Origin of the sequence: Sphingomonas gei, assembly GCF_004792685.1 — a bacterium.
Taxonomy (GTDB): Bacteria; Pseudomonadota; Alphaproteobacteria; order Sphingomonadales; family Sphingomonadaceae; genus Sphingomonas; species Sphingomonas gei.
Genome location: NZ_SRXT01000005.1, coordinates 62954 through 84815 on the forward strand (window position 1 = coordinate 62954; position 21862 = coordinate 84815).

At 66.4% G+C, this 21862-nt stretch carries 20 protein-coding genes; 7 read left to right on the top strand and 13 right to left on the bottom strand.

Annotated elements, in window-relative coordinates:
• Positions 1–2 precede the first annotated feature (2 nt).
• The gene (locus tag E5A73_RS13090; protein ID WP_135964298.1) at positions 3–1064 is read right to left on the bottom strand and encodes an SDR family oxidoreductase; all 1062 of its coding nucleotides are present in this window, start codon (positions 1062–1064) and stop codon (positions 3–5) included.
• Positions 1065–1303: 239 nt separating this feature from the next.
• On the opposite strand from E5A73_RS13090, the gene E5A73_RS13095 reads away from it, so the two are divergent.
• Together E5A73_RS13095 and E5A73_RS13100 are read left to right on the top strand one after the other, a co-directional pair.
• A complete protein-coding gene (locus E5A73_RS13095) occupies positions 1304–2269 on the top strand; it encodes an L-lactate dehydrogenase (RefSeq protein ID WP_135964299.1) in 966 nt (321 codons plus the stop codon).
• A 161-nt stretch (positions 2270–2430) separates the two neighbouring features.
• Positions 2431–3372 carry a M48 family metallopeptidase gene (locus E5A73_RS13100; protein WP_168355930.1) on the top strand — a complete coding sequence of 314 codons (942 nt, stop codon included), beginning with the start codon at positions 2431–2433 and terminating at the stop codon, positions 3370–3372.
• Here the strand turns inward: E5A73_RS13100 and E5A73_RS13105 are convergent.
• The 7 genes from E5A73_RS13105 to recF all read right to left on the bottom strand — a co-directional run bounded on the left by E5A73_RS13105 (position 3369) and on the right by recF (position 14422).
• Positions 3369–4055 (bottom strand): L,D-transpeptidase, encoded by a 687-nt coding sequence (locus tag E5A73_RS13105; protein WP_240700172.1) that lies wholly within the window; start codon positions 4053–4055, stop codon positions 3369–3371. The genes E5A73_RS13100 and E5A73_RS13105 overlap by 4 nt on opposite strands.
• A 13-nt stretch (positions 4056–4068) precedes the next feature.
• On the bottom strand, positions 4069–6534 hold the full coding sequence (locus tag E5A73_RS13110; protein WP_135964301.1) for a two-partner secretion domain-containing protein: 2466 nt from the start codon (positions 6532–6534) through the stop codon (positions 4069–4071).
• Positions 6535–6587: 53 nt separating this feature from the next.
• Positions 6588–8252: a ShlB/FhaC/HecB family hemolysin secretion/activation protein gene (locus tag E5A73_RS13115; protein ID WP_135964302.1), complete on the bottom strand. Its 1665-nt coding sequence runs from the start codon at positions 8250–8252 to the stop codon at positions 6588–6590.
• A gap of 249 nt (positions 8253–8501) precedes the next feature.
• On the bottom strand, positions 8502–11024 hold the full coding sequence (gene gyrB, locus E5A73_RS13120) for a DNA topoisomerase (ATP-hydrolyzing) subunit B (protein WP_420822576.1): 2523 nt from the start codon (positions 11022–11024) through the stop codon (positions 8502–8504).
• Between the two features lie 74 nt (positions 11025–11098).
• The gene (locus E5A73_RS13125; protein ID WP_135964608.1) at positions 11099–11428 is read right to left on the bottom strand and encodes an ArsR/SmtB family transcription factor; all 330 of its coding nucleotides are present in this window, start codon (positions 11426–11428) and stop codon (positions 11099–11101) included.
• 273 nt (positions 11429–11701) lie between these two features.
• Positions 11702–13228, bottom strand: a complete 1527-nt coding sequence (locus E5A73_RS13130) for a serine hydrolase domain-containing protein (RefSeq protein ID WP_135964304.1) — start codon at positions 13226–13228, stop codon at positions 11702–11704.
• A gap of 129 nt (positions 13229–13357) precedes the next feature.
• Positions 13358–14422 (bottom strand): DNA replication/repair protein RecF, encoded by a 1065-nt coding sequence (gene recF, locus E5A73_RS13135; RefSeq protein WP_135964305.1) that lies wholly within the window; start codon positions 14420–14422, stop codon positions 13358–13360.
• A gap of 70 nt (positions 14423–14492) precedes the next feature.
• On the opposite strand from recF, the gene E5A73_RS13140 reads away from it, so the two are divergent.
• Positions 14493–15290: a hypothetical protein gene (locus tag E5A73_RS13140; RefSeq protein WP_135964306.1), complete on the top strand. Its 798-nt coding sequence runs from the start codon at positions 14493–14495 to the stop codon at positions 15288–15290.
• Positions 15291–15298: 8 nt separating this feature from the next.
• A complete protein-coding gene (locus E5A73_RS13145) occupies positions 15299–16015 on the top strand; it encodes a hypothetical protein (RefSeq protein ID WP_206366492.1) in 717 nt (238 codons plus the stop codon).
• Between the two features lie 4 nt (positions 16016–16019).
• Here E5A73_RS13145 and E5A73_RS13150 read toward each other — a convergent pair whose 3' ends face one another.
• Positions 16020–16781, bottom strand: coding sequence for a Coq4 family protein (locus tag E5A73_RS13150; RefSeq protein WP_135964308.1), 762 nt, complete (start codon positions 16779–16781; stop codon positions 16020–16022).
• 124 nt (positions 16782–16905) lie between these two features.
• Between E5A73_RS13150 and E5A73_RS13155 the strand changes: the two genes are divergently transcribed.
• The gene (locus tag E5A73_RS13155) at positions 16906–17250 is read left to right on the top strand and encodes a hypothetical protein (RefSeq protein ID WP_135964309.1); all 345 of its coding nucleotides are present in this window, start codon (positions 16906–16908) and stop codon (positions 17248–17250) included.
• Here E5A73_RS13155 and E5A73_RS21405 read toward each other — a convergent pair whose 3' ends face one another.
• From E5A73_RS21405 to E5A73_RS13165, 3 genes are all read right to left on the bottom strand, one after another.
• The gene (locus E5A73_RS21405) at positions 17251–17412 is read right to left on the bottom strand and encodes a hypothetical protein (protein WP_168355931.1); all 162 of its coding nucleotides are present in this window, start codon (positions 17410–17412) and stop codon (positions 17251–17253) included.
• A 94-nt stretch (positions 17413–17506) separates the two neighbouring features.
• Positions 17507–18619: a DNA polymerase III subunit beta gene (gene dnaN / locus E5A73_RS13160; RefSeq protein ID WP_135964310.1), complete on the bottom strand. Its 1113-nt coding sequence runs from the start codon at positions 18617–18619 to the stop codon at positions 17507–17509.
• Between the two features lie 132 nt (positions 18620–18751).
• On the bottom strand, positions 18752–19417 hold the full coding sequence (locus tag E5A73_RS13165; protein ID WP_135964311.1) for an outer membrane protein: 666 nt from the start codon (positions 19415–19417) through the stop codon (positions 18752–18754).
• A gap of 367 nt (positions 19418–19784) precedes the next feature.
• Between E5A73_RS13165 and E5A73_RS13170 the strand changes: the two genes are divergently transcribed.
• Positions 19785–20435 (top strand): histidine phosphatase family protein, encoded by a 651-nt coding sequence (locus tag E5A73_RS13170; protein ID WP_135964312.1) that lies wholly within the window; start codon positions 19785–19787, stop codon positions 20433–20435.
• Positions 20432–20887, top strand: coding sequence for a hypothetical protein (locus tag E5A73_RS13175; protein ID WP_135964313.1), 456 nt, complete (start codon positions 20432–20434; stop codon positions 20885–20887). The genes E5A73_RS13170 and E5A73_RS13175 overlap by 4 nt, the downstream gene beginning before the upstream one ends.
• Position 20888: 1 nt before the next feature.
• On the opposite strand, the gene E5A73_RS13180 is transcribed toward E5A73_RS13175, so the two are convergent.
• Positions 20889–21809: a LysR family transcriptional regulator gene (locus E5A73_RS13180; RefSeq protein WP_135964314.1), complete on the bottom strand. Its 921-nt coding sequence runs from the start codon at positions 21807–21809 to the stop codon at positions 20889–20891.
• Positions 21810–21862 lie beyond the last annotated feature (53 nt).

Below are 21862 nucleotides of genomic sequence, written 5' to 3' on the forward strand. Positions count from 1 at the left end.
GATCAGGGGATGATCCGTTCCGCCCGCAGGCGCGCGAACAGATCGAAGAACGCGTCATCGGTCGGCTGGTATTCGGTGAAGCCGAGCCTGCGGCTCTTGCTCATGTCGGTAACCACCTCGATCGGCCGGCCCAGATCGGCATCGGTGTGCCAGGGCGACGACAGCCGCGCCAGGTCCGCCTCGACCAATCCTTCACGTTCGGCAAGCGCCCGCCAACGCGGTTCGTCACCGGCCATCTGCACCGCCAACGGCTCGACGGAGCCATCGAAGCTTGCCGGCTCCACGCCAAACCATGCCGCGAGACGCCCCCACATCCAGCTCCAGCGGAAGACATCGCCGTTCACGACGTTGAACGCTTCGTTGCGTGTCTCGGGCGTCGTCGCGGCCCAGAGCAGGTGCCGCGCCAGCAGCCGCGCGTCGGTCATGTCGGTTAGCCCGTTCCACTGCGCTGCGGACCCGGGAAAGCGGAAAGGGCGGCCGGTCTCGCGGCAGAGGCTGGCGTAGACGGCAAGTGTGGTGCCCATGTTCATGGCGTTTCCGACGGCCATCCCGATCACGGTGTGCGGACGATGCACGCTCCACGAAAAACCATCGCGCTCGGCCGCGGCGAAAACCTCGTCTTCCTGCGCATAATAGAAATTCTCGACGTCGAGCCGGCCCTGATCCTCGCGGAAAGGAGTCTGCGGCAACGCGCCCTTTCCATACGCCTCGAACGGCCCGAGATAATGCTTCAGACCCGTCACCAACGCGACATGGCGGGTGCCCCCATTCGCGCGCAAGGCATCGAGCAAGTTGCGGACCATGGCGGCATTGACGCGGATATTGTCCGCCTCGCTGTCTTGCCGAAGCCATGTCGTGATGAGCACGATTTCGGGACGAACATCCGTCAAGGCGGCGGCCGTCGCGGCCTTGTCCTGAAGATCGGCTGCGACATGACGAACCCCGGCTTGCGCGGGGCGGCCGCGGGACAGCCCGTACACCGTCCAGCCTTCGCTCAGAAGCAGGTCGGCGCTCGCGCTGCCGACGATGCCGCTTGCGCCCACTACCAATGCCGTGCCGGCCATGATCATGCTCCCAAAGCACCCGGGGCTAACCAACCGTCCCCCACGCGCTGACAACGCGCGTGCGGGTAGCCGGGGTGCATGATTGTGCGACTGGGGCGACCAACACCCAGCCACCGCCAAAGTATAAGCTGTTTAGGATTGCGCGGGGAACCAGTATAGGCCCGACACGACCATGCGCGGCCGGCACCGCCGGCTCGGCAGATGAGCGCTGCGCAATATCCGACATCGGAGACCAGATCGTGACCGGCCCAAACCCTTCCGGAAGTCGCGTTGCCATCGTGGGCACCGGCCATGTCGGCGCGACCGCTGCTTATGCCCTGATGCTCCGGGCATTGTTCAGAGAAATCGTTCTGATCGACAGCAACGCGGATCTCGCCCGGGCCGAAGCTGCCGATCTCAAAGACGCCAATGCGCTGGCGCGGCCGGCGAGGATCTGGGCCGGCACCTATGCGGATGCGCGCACCGCCAGCATTGCCGTGGTGACCGCCGGAGGGGCCACGCACGGTTCGCAGTCCCGCCTCTCCGTTGCTGGCGAAAGTGCGAAGATCGTGACGTCGTGTGTAGATGAATTGATAGGCGCCGGCTTCGCCGGCATCATTCTAGTCGCGGCCAATCCGGTGGATTTGATGTCGCTGGTGGCATTTCGCCGCTCCGGACTACCGTCATCGCACGTGATCGGCACCGGGACCTTGCTGGACACCAACCGCCTGAGGCAGGAACTCGCGGTCAAATTAGGGGTCTCCGCGTGGGCGGTGGAAGGATTTGTGCTCGGCGAGCATGGCGACAGCGAAGTCGTCGCTTTCTCGAGCCTGCGCGTCGGCGGCTTGAGTATGAAGGCGTTCGCTTCTCCTTCGCCCGAGCCCGATCGTAGCGAAATCGCACGGAAGGTTCGCGAAGCCGCGTATGAGATCGCATCCGGCAAAGGCTATACGTCGTTCGGAGTGGCGACCGCGATCGTCCGAATCTGCGAAGCTATCGTGCGCGACGAACACGCGGTTCTCCCCGTTTCTACCTTGCTGACGGGGCAGCTGGGAATTGGGGATCTGTATTTGAGCCTCCCTTGTGTCCTCGGCGCGGGCGGCATCGAACGCGTGCTGATCCCGGACCTGTCGAGTGCGGAAGCCGAGGCATTGCGCAGGTCGGCGGCCGCACTCGCCGAGGCAGGCTCTTCGATCGGAATCGACCCCGGGACCCCGACTTCGTAACGATCTGGCACGGGTGTTAACGGGCTTGCGCACGGTGTCGTTTCGGCACGTCCCGTTCTGGTGCTTGCTGCGCTGTATTTCGGCCGCGCCCGCCGACGTAGATGTTACGAATGCATTTACCAGCTTCGTTGGCGCCTCTTCTACGCACATGCTTCGCACTTTTGCTGACGGCGCTGGCGATCGGCGCGAATGGTGCCGCGTCGGCGGGCACCCCGGCGATGGGACGCTTCGAACAATTGCGCGGGCAGGATCTGCGGGTGGCGCGCGTGACGTACAGGCTTGCGATCGCGAACCAGGCACAATGCGCGGCCGTTCTCACGCCGCAACTGGGTTTCGTTCTTCACAGGCTGGAACAATATGGACCGGCGGACCGACAGGAAGCGGCGCACAGCTTCGGACTCGGCGTGCATGTCGGAGTCATGGCGGTTGTCGGCGATAGCCCAGCCGACAGGGCCGGGCTTCTCCCCGGCGACCAGCTTCTCTCGATCAACGGGCACGATCTGGGCGAGCCCGCCGCAAACGGCGATCAGAGCCGCCGGTCCCTAGACCGCGCGGAGCAGATTCTCGTCGAGCACATGCGGCGCGGGGCCGTGACGCTGCGGGTGTCGTCGGCCAGCGGCGAGCGCGAAATTCACTTCGTGGCCGAGCGCGGCTGCCCTTCCAACGTCGAATTCATCCCGGGCGACGAAGTGAATGCCTGGGCAGATGGGAAGCGTGTGATGATCAGCGACGGGCTGCTCGGTCGTTGCGCGACCGACGACGACCTTGCTCTCGTAATCGGGCACGAGATGGCGCACAATTTGCTGCATCATCGCCAGCGGCTCGCAGCCCAAGGCGCTTCTGCAAACACCATGCTGCCCGCGGCCGCGGCGTCCGCCGAGATTCGCGCCGCCGAGGAAGAGGCCGATCGCCTGGCCGTGGGCCTTGCGACGGCGGCGGCTTATGATCTGTCGGGCGCCGAAGTATTTATCGGCAGGCTGATGGGCCAGAGCAATGTCGCCGCTGCGACACATCCCGATCTGTCCCGACGCCTTTCGCTGCTGCGCGCCGCGATCGCCGACGTCAGGCGCGGCGGCGAACCCGGCGTCATCCCCAAGGGCTAGGGCTTGCGGCCAAGGGCGAATACCGCTTCGAGGGACTTGGTTTCGGGCAGGATATAGACGATCCCGACCGTCCCCTGGAACGCGGGCGCCACGATCGCGTCGTAGAAATGCACGGGCACGTTGATGCAGCCATAGGAAATGCGATTGTCGAGCGGAGTCGGCGAAGCGAGGCGGGCATGCCGCCGATCCTTGGGATTGCCCTGGATCACGCGATGGAGCGACAAGGCGCTGTCATAATCGACCCATAGAATGTCCTGGTCGAAGTCGTTCCCCAGCGAAGCTTCGAACCGCCCCGCCGGGGTAGTGCGTTCTGCCGGCTTAATCGTCGCGAGCTTGCGCTGGCCGATGCCGGGGACGGTATCGTCTCCGCGGCCCATGCCGAGCAGCGCCGGCGCCGCGCCCCGGATGCGGCCGTCGCCATCAAAGACGAAGACCTTCGCGCTGACCTTGTCGATGACGATGAATGGCAGTGCCTGATTGTCGTGCGAATCCACGATCCAATTGGCGATTCGGCGCGCCTCTTTGGAAGCGGCTTCCGCTCCGAAGTCGACACCGGGCGTGTCGGCAGGCGGGCGCGCCACCGCGGGCATGGCAAATCCCAGGCTGCCGATCAGCATCGCCAGCAGCATGCCCGGCACAGCCGGGCGCTGCGTTATAGGGCGGCGGGTCCTGTCGTGGCGCACGATTCCGGCCAGATCAGTGGCGCGCCTGTTTTCGGCGATAGACCGGCACCGCCGGGGCCTTGGGCTTGGGGCTCTCGAGGAAAGAGTTCCCCGCCTTTTCGCTGCCGACGCGACTGATCGGGCGCTGGTCGGCGACGGTCGGCGCCTCGAACGATGCGAGTTGGGTGCCGGGCATGCGGACGCCGTTGCCGGCGACGGCGAGGCCGGGCGCTATCGGCACGAGCCTTACCTCTGGGCCGAGCCCGGTGAGAGGCTGCTGAATGGCGGGCAGGTTGGCCGACGGCGTAGGCGTAGGCGTTGGGGCGGGGGCCGGCGCGGGCGTTGGTGTCGGAGTCGGCGCAGGTGCCGGCGTTGGCGTGGGTGTCGGTGCTGGCGTTGGCGTGGGCGTCGGTGCCGGTGCCGGTGTTGGCGTGGGGGTCGGCACCGGGGTAGGCGTCGGCGTCGGCGTGGGAGCCGGCGTAGGCGTAGGCGTAGGCGTCGGCGTCGGCACGGGCGTCGGCGTGGGGGTGGGTGTCGGGGCGGGCGTGGGAGTCGGCGTGGCGGCGGGGCTTATCGTCCCGCGCGTCCGCGAGCCGGCTACGCAGCAATTGGCAGCGAGCGCGTATTGGTCGGCATTGGCGCCGCCGAGGCTATAGCCGGCGAAGGTGATCCCGGTTGTTCCAACCGCCGAATCATCGAACACCGCCGTTGCGCCCGGCTCCTGGATCAATACGACCCCGACCGGAAGCCCGGACGCCGCGTTGGTGTTGAAGCCCGACAGCGTCGCGTTGTTGGTGCCATCGAACACCTTGTCGCCATTGGGGAAGACCAGCATGCGCTGGGTCAGCGTCGCGCCTTCGGTCAGCACGAAGTTGGGCAGGAAGTCGGTCGGCGCGGCATAGGAGACCGGATTATAAAAGAGGTTCGCCGGCGCCACGGTGACCGTGGTGGGCGGTGCGAGCGGAGCGAAGATAATCGTCCCGCCTGCCGGCCCGGGGCCGCTCCCGTCCGCGCCTGCGATCAGCGTGAGCCCGACCGGCAGGCCGAGGCTCTGCGCGGGAATGGTCGAGCCGCGGGTCAGGGTGATGGCGTCGTCGATATGCACGTCATGCCCCGCACACAGGCGGATATTGCCGTCGGTGGTGGTGAGTGCGTGGAAGACCTGGATGTTCTGGCCGGCGCTCAGCGAGATGCTGCCGTTGACCGTGGTCAGCGGCGCATTGACGATCACGTCGCGACCGCAGCACGCGACGATGTTGCCGTTGGTCGCACTGATCGGCGCGTTGATGATCACGTCGCGATAGCCGTTCATCGTCAATGTCGTCGGGGTGCCCGATGCGGTCCAGGCGACGGCATCGTTGACGATGATGTCGCCATTGCCTCCGCTGGCGTCTCCGGGCAGCGGGATCGTGCTGATCACGACATTGTTGGTCACTAATTGAGTCGACAGCGTCGCGCCGGAGATGTTGCCGCCGGCACCGACGATGAAGTCGGCCGGATCGATCAGCCAGGTGCCGGTGAGGCCGGACGCGGCGGCGGTGGTGATGCGCGCATTGCTCGCGACGTTGACGGTCGCGGCGGAGGTTTCGATGAAGCCGCCATTGCCGCCATTCGGCGCGCTGGCATCCAAAGTCCCGCCGACGCTCATCGTGCCGCTCTGCATATCGCCGAGCAGCATGATCCTGCCGTCGCGGCTCTGCAGGCTGCGTGCCTCGATCACACCGCTATTGTTCACTGCGGTGCGCAGCAAGGCGCCGGCCGCCTGTGCGGTCATCATCACCCGCCCGCCATCGGCTTGGAGCAAGCCGCCATTCTGGACGAGAGCGTTTACCGCGCCCTTGTCGACCGCGACGTTGAGCAGACCGTCGCCCGCCACGTCGAGCGTGATGGCGGTGCCGGCGGCAAGCGCTACCGTACCCAGATTGGCGCGGATCACGCCCTGATTGTCGACGCGCCCGCCGAGCAGCGCGACATAGCCGCCGTCGGCGGTGATCGAGCCGTCATTGCGCACCGCGCCGCCGCTGCCGGAAAAGGCATAATGCCCGTTCATGAAGTCCGCATCGGAAAGGTCGAGCGTGGATGCAACGAGGCCGCCGACATTGACGTTGGCGCCCTTGCCGAAGACCACGCCGTTGGGATTGACGAGGAAGACCTTGCCGTTAGCCGACAGCGAACCGAGGATCGCCGAGGGATCGGGACCGGTCACGCGGTTGAGCGCGACCGAAGCGCTGTTGGGCTGGACATAGACCACCGTCTCGGTCTTGCCGATCGAGAAGCTCTGCCAGTTGAGCACGGCGTTCTGGCTGCCCTGATTGACCGTCAGCGTGTTGGCGCTGGTGGTCACCGTCGCGTTGCCGGCCGCCACCGTGCCGCCGCTGGGCAGGGTCTGGGCTTGTACCGAAGCCAAAGGCGCGGCAATGCCGAGCGCGGCTAGGCCGACGAACTTCACCAGGGACGTCGATCCGAACAACAGGCTCTTGCGGCGATCGGTGCTGGGCATTGTGCAATCCTTTACGCGTACGGGCGAGGCGCCCAGCAAATCTCGGGCGCTCGTCAAAACAGCTTCACGATCTGGAACCAGAAGCGCCCGTCGCGGTCGGGCGCGGACGTCGCCGGGCCAGTGCCCAGCTTGCGGGCATAACTGCCGCGCAGGATGATGCCCTCGGGCCCGTACCAGTTCAGGCCGGCGCCATAGCCGCTGCGGCTGGCATGGTTGGAGCCGATGAACCAGGGGTCCTGCGCGTAGCGCACCCGACCGGTGTCGACGAAGCCGATCAGCTCGAATTCGCCCGGAAGCTTGCCCGTCCACTGGCCGAGCCGCAGCCGGGCCTCGACGGTGGCGAGATAGCCGATGTCGCCGAACGCCTCACCCTCAGGATAGGCGCGCACGCCATAAGCGCCGCCGAGCTCCATCTTCTCCGAGCTGTCGAGATTGTCGAAAGCGATCTGGCCGCGGATGGCGCCGTAGAGCGAGAAGGGGCCGGCGATCGTCTGCAGCCGCGCGAAGCTGGCCTGGAGCTTGTTGTAGCCCCCGTCGCTCTGCGCGGTGACTGCGTCGATAGCGCGTTCGGGCGCGCTCCGGATGTCGAGGTTCCCGATCGTCCAGCCGGCGGAAAAGACGTTGGAGCTTCCGCCGCCTAGGTCGTCGCGAAAGTCGCCGGAGAAGCCGAGCGTCCCGGCATGGATGCGTTTGCGTGATTCGCTCGAGACCAGGCCGATCTCGTCCCGAAGCATCTTGGCGTCGAAGGCGGCCAGCGCATAGAGGTTGGCGCGCCGCGAGCGGACGACCGGATAGCTGGCATAGGCGCTGAGGATGTCGGCGGTTCCCTCACCGTCGAGCGACTCGAATTCGCGACCCAGCGTGTAGCGCAGATGGGCGTAAGCGATCCCGAGCGTCGCGTTGCCGACTGGGGCCTGGTAGGAGATCCGGCCATAGCCGAGCCCCCCATCCGATGCGAGCAGGCGTACGCTGAGCAGGTCGCCGATGCCCGCCGGATTGTTGACGTTGATCGTGCCGCCGAAACGATAGGCGCCGGTATAGCGGCTACCGGCATTGTCCGCCTCGACATTGCCGCTGATCAGCGGGCCGCGGGCCACGTCGACGATCAGATCGGAGGTGCCGACTTCGCTGCCGGGCGCCAGCGTCGCCTTCACCCGCACGCCGGGAATATCGGAGAGCAGCAGCAGGCGGCGTTCGAGCGGATCGTTGTAGACGAGATTGCCGGAATCCAGGCCCCGGAGAACGCGGGCGGGTACGCCGTTCGAAATCGGGGCCGTGTTGCGCAGGTCGATCTTGCCGTAGCGGCCCTCCACCACCGCGATCGTCAGTGCGCCGTTCTGGACGTCCTGCTCGGGGAGGTAGGCCTGGGCGAGGATATAGCCGCGGGCGTGATAGAAGTCGGAGATGCGCGCGGCGAGCGCGCGGAGCTGGGCGAAGGTCAGCGACCGTTCGGGGGTGAACCCGCTGGCGGAGAGCAGTTCGGCCTCGGAGAATCGCGTCTGGCCGGTGATCCGGAGCGAATGCACCTGGATCGAAGGGCCGCCCGGCGGATCGGCGGCGAGCGCGGCGGGATCGATGACCAGCTGGGGTGTCGGCCGCACCGGCGCGGGGGGCTGTGGGAGCTGTTGGAGCTGGGTACCGACATTGGGCACCTGCTGCGCTTGCGCCGCCACAGGTATTGCGAGCAAGGCAAACGCGACATGGCTTGGTTTGAACATCATGTTCTCGAGTGCTGGCGCATCAGAGCGTGACGCACCCACGCAGCGGCGGGTGCACACGTAGCAAGTTCTGATAGTCGGCTTGAGCCGGGTCGCCTCGTCACTCGATAAACGCGAGTCTTACTTTACGATCGCTTCGATGACTCCTAGTGTAGAAAGGTTAAAATAGCCTTAACGAGATAGCCAAGTATTTGTAACATAGATTTATTTAGCTAAGAATAGCTTGGCGAGCCCGCTTTCGCGTTCGCGCTAGACGTCCAGATTGGCGACGCTCAGCGCATTCTCCTGGATGAACTCGCGGCGTGGTTCGACGACGTCGCCCATCAGCTGGGTGAAGATCGCGTCGGCGACATCGGCCTGGTCGACCTGGACCACCAGCATCGAGCGGTTGGTCGGATCGAGCGTGGTCTCCCAGAGCTGTTCGGCGTTCATCTCGCCGAGACCCTTGTAGCGCTGGATCGACAGGCCCTTGCGGCCCGCCGCGAGGATCGCGTCGAGCAACTGGCTCGGCCGCGAGACCAAAGACTGGCCCTTGGCGACGGTGACCGGTTCCTCGGCCTCCTCGCCCTCGAGCGCAGCCGCGGCTTCGATCTCGGTGGCGGGGATCGCCTTGGACGGGACCAGCTTGGACGGGAGCAGATAGCTCGCCGACTGCTCGACTGCGAGTGCGTGGAGCTTGCGCGCCTCGGCCGAGACGAGGAATGCCGCCTCGACGATGTGGTGATCGGTCACCCCGCGCCAGCGCCGCTCGAAATGATAGCCGCCATCCTCGGTCACGCGCCCCGACCAGCGCGCATCGGCATCCGCCGCGTCGAGCCGAGTCACCACCGAGGTCAGGCTTTCCGCGCGCTGCTCGCGGCTGGCATTGGGATCGAGCCCGTTGCCGAGCGCCAGCGCCTCGATGATCATCGGATCGTAGCGGCGCGGCACGTAGCGCATCAGCGTGCGCATCCGGCGGGCATGCTCGACCAGATCGCGCAGATCGTCGCCGCTGCGTGCGCCGCCCGGCGCCTCGAGCACATTGCCGCCGACGCCGGCATCGACCAGATACTGGTCGAGCGCGCTGTCGTCCTTGAGATAGACTTCCGAACGACCCTTGCTCGCTTTGTAGAGCGGCGGCTGGGCGATGTAGAGATGCCCCTTCTCGATGATCTCGGGCATCTGGCGATAGAAGAAGGTCAGCAGCAAGGTGCGGATATGCGCGCCGTCGACATCGGCGTCGGTCATGATGACGATCTTGTGGTAGCGGAGCTTCTCGACGTTGAAATCGTCGCGGCCGATGCCGGTGCCCATCGCCTGGATCAGCGTGCCGATCTCGCGGCTGGCGAGCATCCGATCGAAGCGCGCGCGCTCGACGTTGAGGATCTTGCCGCGCAACGGAAGGATCGCCTGGAAATGGCGGTCGCGGCCCTGCTTGGCCGAGCCGCCGGCCGAGTCACCCTCGACGAGGAACAGCTCGGACTTGGCGGGATCGCGCTCCTGGCAGTCGGCGAGCTTGCCGGGCAGGCTGGCGATGTCCATCACGCCCTTGCGGCGGGTGAGCTCGCGCGCCTTCTTGGCGGCCTCGCGCGCGGCGGCGGCGTCGATCACCTTCTGGATGATCGCGCGGGCCATCGCCGGGTTCTCTTCGAGCCATTCGGCCATCTTGTCGGCCATCAGGCTTTCGAGCGGCTGGCGGACTTCGGACGAGACGAGCTTGTCCTTGGTCTGCGAGCTGAACTTGGGATCGGGCAGCTTGACCGAGACGATCGCGGTCAGCCCCTCGCGCATGTCGTCACCGGTGAGAGTGACCTTCTCCTTCTTCAGCGCGCCCGATTTGTCGGCATAATTGTTGAGCGTGCGAGTCAGCGCGGCGCGGAACGCGGCGAGGTGGGTGCCGCCGTCGCGCTGGGGGATGTTGTTGGTGAAGCAGAGGACGTTTTCGTAATAGGAGTCGTTCCACTCGAGCGCGACGTCGATGGTGACGTCGTCGCGAGTGCCGGCGATCGCCACCGGCTCGGGCATCAGCGGCACCTTGTTGCGATCGAGATACTTCACGAACGCGGCGATCCCGCCTTCGTAATAGAGTTCGACTTCCTTGACTTCCTCGTGCCGCGCGTCGCGCAGGAACAGCCGCACGCCCGAATTGAGGAAGGCCAGCTCGCGATAGCGGTGCTCGAGCTTCTCGAAGTCGTATTCGGTGATCTTGAAGGTGGCGGGCGAGGCGAGGAAGGTGACGCGCGTGCCCTTCTTGCCCTCGGGCGCGGGCCCGAGGACCTTGAGCGGGGCGACCGCGTCGCCGAACGCGAAGCGCATGTAATGCTCCTCGCCGTCGCGCCAGATGTTGAGATCGAGCCACTCGCTGAGCGCGTTGACCACCGACACGCCGACGCCGTGGAGGCCGCCCGAGACCTTGTAGGCGTTGGTGTCCGAGGTGTTCTCGAACTTTCCGCCGGCGTGGAGCTGAGTCATGATGACTTCGGCCGCCGAGACGCCTTCCTCGGTGTGGATGCCGGTCGGGATGCCGCGGCCGTTATCCTCGACCGAGACCGATCCGTCGGCGTTGAGCTGGATGATGATCTTGTCGCAATGGCCGGCGAGCGCCTCGTCGATCGCGTTGTCCGAGACCTCGAACACCATATGGTGGAGGCCCGAGCCGTCGTCGGTGTCGCCGATATACATGCCGGGGCGCTTGCGGACCGCGTCGAGGCCCTTGAGGACCTTGATCGAGTCGGCGCCATAGGCGTTCGCGTTGGGAAGATTTTCGGGGGTCTGATCGTCGTTGGATGCCATGCCCAGCATATAGGGTCGCGCGTCACGAAACGGAAGCAAAATGGCGCGCCGCGGGATGGAGCGGGGGTGCCGGATCACGGCGCGTCGTCGGCGGCGTCGAGCATGGCGCGCAGCCGGGCGACGCGCGGCCCCTCGAAACGCTGCCAGCGGCGGAGCCACAGAGCGGCTTCGGCGAGCGGGTCGGCATCGAGCGCGCACAGGCTGTAGCGGCCGTCGCGACGGCGACGGACCAGCCCGGCGGCGACGAGCACGGCAAGGTGCTTGGCGGCCCCGGTGTCGCTCATCGCCAGGCCGCGGGTCAGCTCGGCGACCGACTGCTCGCCCTCGCCCAGCCGGGCGAGCAGCGTGCGGCGGGTGGGATCGGCGAGCGCGCCAAAGGTCGAGTCAAGCCGATAGCCAACCATCAGGTTGGCAATGGCGGCGGCGTGGGCGGGACCCAACCGTTCGGTTGGATGGGTAAGCTTATGATTTTCGCAGGCTTTGCCGGGTGCGGTGCCGCTACCGGGAGTCAAAAGATTGACTCGTTTGCGGATTCGCGAGTCAAGATTCGGGCTGCTTTGCGGGGGCGCGACGGGCAGGGCTGAAGGCTGGGTCATGCTCGAACGGAAGCAGAACAAATCCTACATTTCCAGCGAATTTATCGCCTCCGCTTTGTCGACCTTCCCAGCCCGATATGCCTAGAAAGTGAAGGCATCCCCGTGCTCCACGCGCGGGATCATGTCGCGTGCGTGGGCATTCGAAGGGTTCAGCGAAAGCGACCGCTTGAAGCTCGCGACAGCTTTATCGGCATAAGCCGGCCCGGCGGCAGCGTAACCGTCGCCCAGGCTGTCATGCACGTTCCAGTCTGCCGGATATTCCGCCGCGTTCAATTCCCAGATCGCGACCGCATCGCGCACGCGGCCCTTGTGCAGCAGCGCATAGCCGAGCTTGTTGAGCTCGTTCGGGTTGAAGATATAGTCCGGCCGGGAAGTCGTCTCGAGCTGTTTGTATCGCGCGATCGCAGCCTCCACTCCGCCGCCGTGCAGCGGCTGGAGCAGGGTCGCGGCGATAGACCGGGGTATCGGCAGCCGCTTGCCCATCTTCCATTCCATCCAGTCGGCGACGATCTGGTTGGAGACGTTCCAGCCATTGGAGCCATTGGTCAGGACGATCAGCCCATCGCGATTGCCGCGGCCGACCCAGAAGAAGCTCTGCCAGCCGCGATTGCCACCATCGTGACCAACCCGCGCGACGCCGTCCGGATAGCCTTGGCCCGCGGGCTGGATGGCGTATCCCAGGCCGCGTTGCCCGTCGGTGGCAGGTGCCGGTGACGTCATCAGATCGAGCGTCCCTGCGCCGACCACGGCCGCGGATCGATCGTTTCCGATCGAGGCGAGCGCGTAGCAGGCCATATCGCCAATGGTTGTATACAAGCCGGCGGCGGCGACTTCGGCGAAGCGCGGCGTGGGGGTCTCCTCGCCAAGTTCATCATAGGCACGCGCGGCTTGCCCCAGCACGGAGGGCGTCAGGCTGAAGCTGCTGTCATTCATGCCGAGCGGGCGCAGGACGCTATCCCGCATATAGCCGGCGAACGGAGCCCCGGCGGTTTCCTCGACCAGCAGTTGTACCAGCGTGTAGCCGCCGCCCGAATAGGACATCTGGCTGCCCGGCACCGCGACCAGCGTCAGCGCGCCCGCGCCGTTGGTCTGCCCCGACAGCGACTGTTCGAGTGTGGGAATGATGTCGTCAGGACCCCAGCCGCGATAGCCGGATACCGACAGGCCCGCGGTATGGCTGAGCAGGCGCCGTAGCGTCACACCGGCAACCGGATAGGTCGATGCGGGCAGATGCCATCGCTTGAGCTTCGCGTCGACCGGGTCGTCCAGCGAGAGCTTGCCTTCGCGGACGAGCCGCATCGCCCCCCATGCGGCGATCGACTTGGACGTCGATCCGATGTTGAACAGCGTTTCGCCGGTGACGGCGCTTCCGCGAGCGGCATCCGCCATCCCGAAACCGCGCGCCAGGACGACCTTGCCGTTCTCGATCACGGCGACTGCGCCGCCGGGCACGCTGAATTCCTTCAGATAATTCGGCGTGCGCTCGACGACTTGCCGCACGAAAGCCGCTTCGCGCGAGCCGGCTGGTGGAGGAGCCCCGACACAGCCGGCAGAAGCGGGCTGGGCGAGGAGAATCGTGAACGGCATCAACAGCAGCGCGCGTCGCATCGAACGGCTCCCCCCAGCAAACCCCCAAGGCTTCCCGGCAGGCGCGCGGAAAAGACCCGGACGTTCGGTTCCTTGTCCGAACCACCCTTCGCTACGCTAATCGCCGGGATGGGAATTGGCTAGTGGAGGTCAGGCCTCGATCGTGCCGTTGGTAACGCGGTAGCGCGTCGCGGCGCCGGGGACCGTGTCGAACAATTCGGGCTCGGTGCCGGTCATCCACACCTGGCCGTTCCCGGCGAGCCGCTCGAACAACGCCGCCCGGCGGCCCGGATCGAGATGCGCGGCGACTTCGTCGAGCAGCAGGATCGGGGGGCGGCCGATGCGGTCGGCGACAAGTTCGGCATGCGCCAGCACCAACCCGAGCAGCAGTGCCTTCTGCTCGCCGGTAGAGCAGAGATGCGCGGGCTGCTGCTTGCCGAGATGGGTGACGAGCAGATCGGCGCGGTGCGGACCGGTGAGCGTGCGGCCGGCGGCGGCATCGCGGCGGCGGCCGTCGCGCAGTTCGCGCGCGAGGCTCGCCGCGTCGCCCTGCCAGCCGTCGATCGCCAGCCCGGCGCGGGCGAAGACGCTTTCGGCCTGGGCGTGGATCCGATCTGCGAGCGCCGTCACCGTGTCGCGGCGCGCGGCTTCGATCGCGGTGCCGTGCTCGGCCATCCGCGCCTCGAGCGCCGACAGCCATTCGGGATCGGCGGGCGCGTCGTCGGAGAGAAGCCGGTTGCGCTGGCGCATCGCGGCTTCGTAGCGCGTCGAATGCTGGGCGTGGCCGGGGGACAGCGCTAGGGTCAGCCGGTCGAGGAAGCGGCGGCGCTCGCCGGGCCCCTCGGCGAACAGCCGGTCCATTGCCGGAGTGAGCCACAGCACGGTCAGCCATTCGGCGAGGGTGGCCGCGGCGTGGGCGGCGCCGTTGATCCGCACCAGCCGGCGTTCGGGCGCGTCGGCCAGGGTGCCGGTGCCGATTTCGACATCACCGATCGTGGCCGCGACGCCGAAGCCGCCGGCGGCGCCCTGGCGGACCATCTCGCCGAGCGGTGCACGCCGCAGGCCGCGCCCGGGGGCGAGCAGCGATACCGCTTCGAGGATGTTGGTCTTGCCGGCGCCGTTCTCGCCGGTGAGCACGACGAAACCCGGACCGGCGACGAGGACGGCGTCGGCATGGTTGCGGAAATCGGTCAGGACTAAACGCGAGACAGTCATTTGCCTGACCTCTAGCGCAGGCACTTGCCGCCGGACAGCGCTTCGCCGATGGTGGCGCAAAGGAGATTCCATGATCCGTATGTGTCTTGCCGCCGTCGCGGCACTCGCTCTCGCCGCCTGCTCGAAGGCGCCCGAGGATGTAACCGCCCGCTACACGCTGGGCGGCGGCGCGGGGACGATCACCGTCCAGGCCGCCGGAAACGGCGACGCGCGCGTCGAGGCCGGGCAGCAATTGCTCGTCCGCAAGGGCGGCACCGACTATGTCGTGCTGACCGACAGCAAGGGACGGTTCGCCGCCAAGATGGGCGATTTCGTCGCGGTGATGGGCGAAATGATGAAGGAAGCGGGGATGAAGCCGATGGGCATGCCCCCGCAGAGCGAATACGACCTGGTCAAGGGGGGCAGCGAGACGATCGCCGACATCAAGGGCGATGTCTGGAAAGTCAGCGCCAAGAAGACCCCCGCCGCACAGAGCTTCGAAGCGGTGATCAGCGGCGATCCCACGTATGCAGGCGTGGGCAAGGCGCTCGAGATGCAGACCAATCTCGGTGCCGCCCAGGCCAAGGAGATCCAGGGCGGGCAAGGCAATCTCGAGAAGCGCGTCGAGGAGATGCTGGGCAAGGGCATGGTGCTGCGCTTCGCCGACGCGCTCAAGCTTGACAAGGTTGAGAAGGGGGCGATCGATCCGAAGAACTTCGAACTGCCGACCTTGGTCGACAAGGCCGGGCTCAAGGGCCGGATGACCGCCGAGCGCGACCGCGCCCAGGCCGCGGCGAAGGCGATGCCGGGCGGTCCGACTCAGGGGCAGCCCGCGCCGGCACCCGGGGCGGCTGCGCCCGCGCCGACGCCCGCACCCAAGGCGAAGTGAACACCGCGATGCTGCCAAGGCTGTTATTGTCGGCGGCGCTGGCGCTGGTCCCGCTGCCGGCGCTCGCCGATGTCACCGCGCATTACGCGGTCGGCAAGGATGGGCTGTCGATCGAGGCGGACGATGGCGGCGACTGGCGGGTGGAGGTGCCCGGACAGTTTTCGCTGATCCGCCGCGACAAGCTCGACTATATCGTGCTCGTCCAGGACAAGGAGACCACGGTCTTCAAGCTGGACGATCTGATCGCGCTGGCCAAGCCCAAGCTGTTCGGCGCGCACAAGCCTTCGGATCCGTTCACAACGGCCAGGTTCGCACTGACCGATGGCGGCGCTAGCGAAGTCGCCGGCTATAAGGGGGTTCGCTGGAATTTCGGCCCCGAAAAGGCCGATCCGAACGGACCCAGCCTCGCTGTCGTGACAAGCAAGGATCCGGCGCTTGCGCCGATCGGCGCGGTGTTCCGGGCGCTCGAGCAGCGTGTCGAAGGGCTGGCCGCCGGCCAGTTCGGCGCCGAATCGAACTTCGTCGCCACGGTTCGCCGGCTGTTCGAGAGCGGTACTCCGCTCAGCGCGGCACCGTTGATCGTGCTGCGTTCGGTGAATACTGCCGAGATCGATCCGAAACGCTTCGAACTTCCCGGCCCGGTGCTCGACAGCGCCTTGCTCGATCTTCCGGGCGCGACGGATGCGACGACGAGCATGGTTCCGGAGGCGCCGCCGCTGCCCTGAAGCGTCAGATTCCGCTCAGTCCCGCTGCCGCAAGGCTGGCCTGGGCGACGCGATAAGCCTGGGGCTGGGCGATGTTGAGCCGGCGGCGGGCCGATTCGATCGGCTCGGCGAGCAAGGCCTCATAATCCTCGCCGTGCAGCCAGCGCGCCGCCTTGCCGTGGCGATAGCCTTCGATCACGGCGCGGAAGAAATCGAGCTTGCCGGTGATCCGGATGCTCTTGAGCGCCGCGCCGGCGGCGATGAATGCCCAGCCGAGCCCGCCGGTCTGGGCATAGGAAAAGGCGACGAGACACGCCTCGCCGAGATGCTCGTCGGCCTTGTAGCCGGTGAGCACGTGCCACAGATCGTGGATGTCGCGTTCGCGGCGGCCCATCCAGGCATAGGGATGCTCGACCGCGAGGGCGTCGACGCCGATCGCATCGAGGCTGACTTGTTCGAGTCCCTTGGCGGTATAGCCGGTCGCATCGAGGAAGCTGCGATACGTGCCGCCGACGGTGCCCGGGGCGAAACCGTCGATCCAGCCGCGGTCGGACAGCCGCTCGGCCAGCTCGAGTCGATGATAAGCGAGCTTGCCGCCGCCGGGGACGGTGAGCAGCTTGCGGTAATTCTTCTGAGTGACGTCGCCGTTCAACGCGCGCATGATGCGGAACACCTGCTCGGTGTCGTCGCCATTGGCGAGCAGCCGGCGGAGTGCGGAAAGGGCAGTGCCCCATTCGCGCTTCATCGGGATCCCGGGGTTGAACGGCGGTTGTGCCTGAGTCGCCATGATCTGCCTGCTCGTGCTACTTACATGAGTGTAAATAGCAGATGGCGGAGCAAAGTTCAATCCGGATCGCGCGCAACCAAAGCGGGCGCTAGGCTGTTGCCCCAACGAAACAGGGAGAAATGTAATGCGAAGCTGGATCGCGCCCGTCGCATTGCTGGGCCTGACGCTCGCCGGTTGCGGCCCGCGAACGCCTGAACAGGCCCGGATCGACAATATACAGGGCGCGGCAACGGCCGAGGCGGAAGCGATCGAATCGGCTTCCAAGAACCAGATCGCGCAGATCCGTGCGGAAGGCGACACGCTGGCGCAGCAGGCCGAAATCGCCAACGGCTTCGATGCCGAGCGGCTGCGGACCAAGGCCGAGGCACTGCGCGCGGATGCCAAGATCGTCGAGCAGCATGCCGAAGCGAAGGTTCAGGCGGTACGCGATCGTGCGCGGGCCGATGTGAGCGCCGTCAAGGCGGAGTGATCATGCGACCAGTCGTTTGCGGATCTCGGCACGGCGCGCGAAGATCGACGCCATTTCGAGATGCAATGCGCGGTCGCGCGCATTGGCCGCGCGCTCCGCGCGCTCGCGCTCTTCGCGCGCGCGGCGGTCGTTGAAGGCTACCAGTGCTTCCAATCCCTGCATGGACGACGCCATAGCATTTGACCGGCAAATAAAGTCCTACGTATTGATGCGACTCGCGGAAATACGTGGATAAGTCGGAGTCGCTCGTCGCGATTCAGACACGCATCGGCATCAGCACGTACAACGCCGGCGAGCTGTCATTCTCGCGGATCAGCGTCGGTGCCGCGGCGTCGGCGAGGTGGACCTCGACCAGGTCGCCTTCGATCTGGGCGAGGATGTCCATCAGATAGCGGCTGTTGAATCCGATCTCGAACGGCAACGCCGCATATTCGCCGGGTACTTCCTCCGCCGCCGCGCCGTTCTCCGGGCTGGTCACCGAAAGGATGATCTTGTCGCGGTCGAGCGCCATCTTGACCGCGCGGGTCTTTTCGGTGGCGATCGTCGAGACGCGGTCGACGCCCTGCATGAAGCTCTTGGGATCGATCTTGAGGATCTTGTCGTTCGCAGTCGGGATGACGCGACTGTAATCGGGGAAGGTGCCGTCGATCAGCTTGGAAGTCAGGATCGCCTGGCCGAGATCGAAGCGGATCTTCGAGGCCGACAGCGACACGCCGACCGACCCATCGACTTCGTCGAGCAATTTGCGCAACTCGGCGACGCACTTACGCGGCACGATAACGTCGGGCATGCCGTCGGCACCGTCGGGGCGCGCGACGGTGACGCGGGCGAGGCGGTGGCCGTCGGTCGCCGCGGCGCGGAGCAGCGGCTGGGCGTCGTCGGTGACGTGGAGGAAGATGCCGTTGAGATAATAACGCGTCTCTTCGGTCGAGATCGCGAAGCGGGTCTTGTCGATGATCTGCTTGAGCGTCTCCGCCGGCAGCTCGAACGTCGTCGGCAGCTCGCCCTCGGCGATCATCGGGAAATCGTCGCGCGGCAGCGTCGACAACGTGAACTTGGCGCGACCGGCATTGACCGTGATGCGCCCCTCGGCAGCGGCGAGCTCGACCTGCGACCCCTCGGGAAGTTTGCGGACGATGTCGAACAAGGTGTGCGCCGAGAGCGTGATCGCGCCCGGCTGGTCGACCGCGGCGGCGATGGTCTCGTCGATCTGCAGATCGAGATCGGTGGCCATCAGCCGCATCGTGCCGCCGGCCTGCGCCTCGATCAGCACGTTGGACAGGATCGGGATCGTGTTGCGCCGCTCGACCACCGACTGGACGTGGCTGAGGCCCCTCAACAGAGTTGCGCGTTCGATCGTCGCCTTCATCACTCAAAAACCCCCGGTGCCGCGCACGAATCCGGGCGCTGGCGAATTGGCTCGAACATAGTGTCTAACGGCAAAAAGGGCCGGGGCAAGCGCCCCGACCCTCTCATGCACACCTAAATGGTGCGGCAGGCTTCAGAAGCGGAAGCCGACGCCCGCCACGATCTGGTGCCGATCGGTGTCGACCGAGAAGGTGTCGGTGGTCGTGCCGTTCGCAAACTGGAAGTCGGCGTCGGTGTATTTCGAGTAGCGATACTCGACCTTGGCATAGGTGTTGCGGCCGATCGACTTCTCGACGCCCGCGCCGGCACGCCAGCCGTCGAGCTGGAAGTTGCGGTCCTCGAGCTCGGTCGCGCCGTCGGAGGCGAGCACGTTCAGCCGCGCATTGGTGTAACCGCCCTTGGCATAGACCAGGGTGCCTGGGCTCACTTCGAAGCCGAGACGCCCGCCGACATAAATGTCGCGGCCGGCAGCGACCGAGCCATAGCCGAAGGTGTTCGGATCGGCGCGGTTGACGCGGGTCTTGCCGGTCGAGTCGGTGAGTTCGGCCTCGATGCCGAGCACGGCGCCGCCGAGCGGAATATCGTAACCGGCCTCGACGCCGTAGAGGAAGCCTTCGGTGCTCTGGTCGTCACCGTCGATGTCGGTGTCTTCCGAGCTGCCCGGACGCAGGATATCGAGACCGCCGACCACGCCGACGCGGAAACCGCTGGGGGCGCTGGGGGCCTCGTCCTGCGCGAAGGCGGGAGCGGACAGGGCCGACGAAGCGACGAGGGCGGCGACGAAAACAAGCTTACGCATAACTACTCCTTGGGTACCGACCCGCTTGTTCGAGCGGGCCGGGGCATAACTGGGGATTGGAGTCCCGAGTTTCATGAACGCCACATAAACAGCGAGAATCGTGGCATTTCTGCAACAGGGGCACGTAGATCAGTTCAGAAGCGAACTGGCGTCGTTCGCGAGGACGGGGGCGCCTCGGCGGGCGCCGTACGCGCGGCGAGGATGAGGTTACGCATATGATACTCCCGATTACTGGTAAGAGCCCGTTGCCGAGCGGTGTACTGATGACGTAACGCACCTGTTCGTTGCATGAATGAAACGAGGCTAAATCGTGGCCGATGGAACTTGGCCATTGCCTTCGGCGTCGGGAGGCGCTGAGGAGACGTCTATGCCAACGAGCAACCGCAAGGGACGCGATTTCATCGCCCGTCACGGCGAGACGGTGTTCAACATCGCGCGCCGGATGCAGGGCGATCATCCGCACACGCCGCTCACGCGCGCGGGCTTCGCGCAGGCCGATGCGATGGGGGCGGCGTTGCGCGCATTGCTGGGAGCCAAGCCGAAATTGACTCTGTGGTCGTCGAGCGCCGGCCGGGCGCTGCAGACGCTGGCGATCATCGCCGAACATCTCGAGCTCGATTGGCATCAGGCGAAGACCGACGATCGCCTCGTCGAGATCGGGATGGGGGCGTGGAGCGGGCGTTATTATGCCGATCTGCAGCAGGAGGTCGGCAGCTTTCTCGATCTCGAGCACGGGCTGTACAGCCGCCCGCCCGAAGGCGGCGAATGGTATGATTCGATTGCCGAACGGGTTTCGGGCTGGCTCGCCGACACGGACGAGGACCCCGGCGATCGGCTGGTGATCATGCACGGCATGTCGAGCCGGATCCTGCGCGGGGTGATGACGGGCGCGGACGTCATGCCGCAATTCGGCGCACCGGTGGCGCCCGATCTGCCGCAGGGATCGGTGGTGCTGATCGAGCAGGGCGTGGAGCGCGTCGTCCATCGCGGCACCGGGCACGGTGCCGCGCCGGCATGATCGCGCTGGCCTTGCTTCTTGCGATGCCGCCGCGCGACGTGCTCGGCATCTTCGGCAGCTGGGGCGCGTTTCGCGACGCCTCGCCCTTGCGCTGCTTCGCGATCGCCAAGCCGGTGGGTGGCAGCGGCCAGCCCTTTGCCAGCATCGCCGGCTGGCCGGGGCAGGGCGTACGCAACCAGCTTCATATTCGCCTGAGCCGGGTGCGGGCGCCCAATGCCCGCGTGACTCTCGCGATCGGCGAGCGCCGCTTCGATCTGCGCGCCGGCGATGCCGACGCCTGGGCGCCCGATGCGCGCACCGATGCGGCGGTGGTGGCGGCGATCCGCGACGGCCGCAGCATGAGCGTCGAGACGATCGCCACCAATGGCGCGGCGTTCGCGGATACCTACGCACTCAAGGGCGCGGCGACCGCGATCGATGCGGCGGCTTTGGGGTGCGCGGGGCGGGGTTAGGTTACGCTCCCTCTCCCGGTGGGAGAGGGAAATTGATATATTCCCGCAACCCGGCCACCAGCGCATCGAACACCGCGCGGACGCGGGCGACGTTGCGCAAATCCTCGTGGCAGACGACCCAGGTCTCGAGATCATAGGCAAACGCGTCGGGCAGCAGCCGCACCAGCCCGTCACGCGCGGCGAGGGGGACCTGACAGAAGCCGATGCCGATTCCCGCGCGGATCGCGGCGAGCTGGGCAAGGTCGCTGTCGCTGCGGAAGGCGAAATCGTCGCGGCCGATCGGCAGCCCGTCGGCCTGCAGCATGCGGAGCGCCGGCGTGTCGTGCTCGACCCCAATCAGAACATGCCCGCGCGCTTCGTCGAGCGAGCGCGGCGTGCCGCGCGCCGCAAGATAGTCGGCATGCGCATGCATCCCCAGCGGGATCGCACCGATGCGCTGGGCGACGAGCGCTTCCTGTTGCGGCGGCACCATCCGCACTGCGATATCGGCTTCGCGGCGGAGCACGTCCTCGTTGCGGTTGCTCGGGCTGAGCGCGATCACCAGAGCCGGATATCGGCGCGATAGAGCGGCGAGGATCGGCGGCAGCACTTCGATCGCGACGACATCGCTCGCGGTGATCCGCACCCGTCCGGCGATCTCGCGCGCCTCCGCCGACGCCGAACGCACGAACGCCTCCGCGGCCAGCGCCATCGCGCGGACATGCTCGGCGAGCGCCTCCGCCTGCGCGGTCGGGAGGAGGCCGCTCGGGCTGCGGGTGAACAAGGGCGTGCCGATCTCGGTCTCGAGTTCTTCGATCCGTCGCCGCACGGTCGGCTGTGCCACGCCGATCCGCCGCGCCGCGGCCGAGAGACTGCCTTCGCTGATTACAGCGAGGAACGCGCGCTGACGCTCCCAATCGATCCCGGTGTCGAGCGCGCTCATCAAATTTGTATAGGCGAGCTACACATGCGCGACAATTTCATTCGAGCCGTGGG

Excerpts from the sequence above, each read along its gene's own strand:
- E5A73_RS13090 (WP_135964298.1), bottom strand. The coding sequence starts at position 1,064 with ATGGCCGGCACGGCATTGGTAGTGGGCGCAAGCGGCATCGTCGGCAGC.
- E5A73_RS13110 (WP_135964301.1), bottom strand. The coding sequence starts at position 6,534 with ATGCCCAGCACCGATCGCCGCAAGAGCCTGTTGTTCGGATCGACGTCC.
- E5A73_RS13115 (WP_135964302.1), bottom strand. The coding sequence starts at position 8,252 with ATGTTCAAACCAAGCCATGTCGCGTTTGCCTTGCTCGCAATACCTGTG.
- gyrB (WP_420822576.1), bottom strand. The coding sequence starts at position 11,024 with ATGGCATCCAACGACGATCAGACCCCCGAAAATCTTCCCAACGCGAAC.
- E5A73_RS13125 (WP_135964608.1), bottom strand. The coding sequence starts at position 11,428 with ATGGTTGGCTATCGGCTTGACTCGACCTTTGGCGCGCTCGCCGATCCC.
- E5A73_RS13130 (WP_135964304.1), bottom strand. The coding sequence starts at position 13,228 with ATGCGACGCGCGCTGCTGTTGATGCCGTTCACGATTCTCCTCGCCCAG.
- recF (WP_135964305.1), bottom strand. The coding sequence starts at position 14,422 with ATGACTGTCTCGCGTTTAGTCCTGACCGATTTCCGCAACCATGCCGAC.
- E5A73_RS13140 (WP_135964306.1), top strand. The coding sequence starts at position 14,493 with ATGATCCGTATGTGTCTTGCCGCCGTCGCGGCACTCGCTCTCGCCGCC.
- E5A73_RS13145 (WP_206366492.1), top strand. The coding sequence starts at position 15,299 with ATGCTGCCAAGGCTGTTATTGTCGGCGGCGCTGGCGCTGGTCCCGCTG.
- E5A73_RS13150 (WP_135964308.1), bottom strand. The coding sequence starts at position 16,781 with ATGGCGACTCAGGCACAACCGCCGTTCAACCCCGGGATCCCGATGAAG.
- E5A73_RS13155 (WP_135964309.1), top strand. The coding sequence starts at position 16,906 with ATGCGAAGCTGGATCGCGCCCGTCGCATTGCTGGGCCTGACGCTCGCC.
- E5A73_RS21405 (WP_168355931.1), bottom strand. The coding sequence starts at position 17,412 with ATGCAGGGATTGGAAGCACTGGTAGCCTTCAACGACCGCCGCGCGCGC.
- dnaN (WP_135964310.1), bottom strand. The coding sequence starts at position 18,619 with ATGAAGGCGACGATCGAACGCGCAACTCTGTTGAGGGGCCTCAGCCAC.
- E5A73_RS13165 (WP_135964311.1), bottom strand. The coding sequence starts at position 19,417 with ATGCGTAAGCTTGTTTTCGTCGCCGCCCTCGTCGCTTCGTCGGCCCTG.
- E5A73_RS13170 (WP_135964312.1), top strand. The coding sequence starts at position 19,785 with ATGCCAACGAGCAACCGCAAGGGACGCGATTTCATCGCCCGTCACGGC.
- E5A73_RS13175 (WP_135964313.1), top strand. The coding sequence starts at position 20,432 with ATGATCGCGCTGGCCTTGCTTCTTGCGATGCCGCCGCGCGACGTGCTC.
- E5A73_RS13180 (WP_135964314.1), bottom strand. The coding sequence starts at position 21,809 with ATGAGCGCGCTCGACACCGGGATCGATTGGGAGCGTCAGCGCGCGTTC.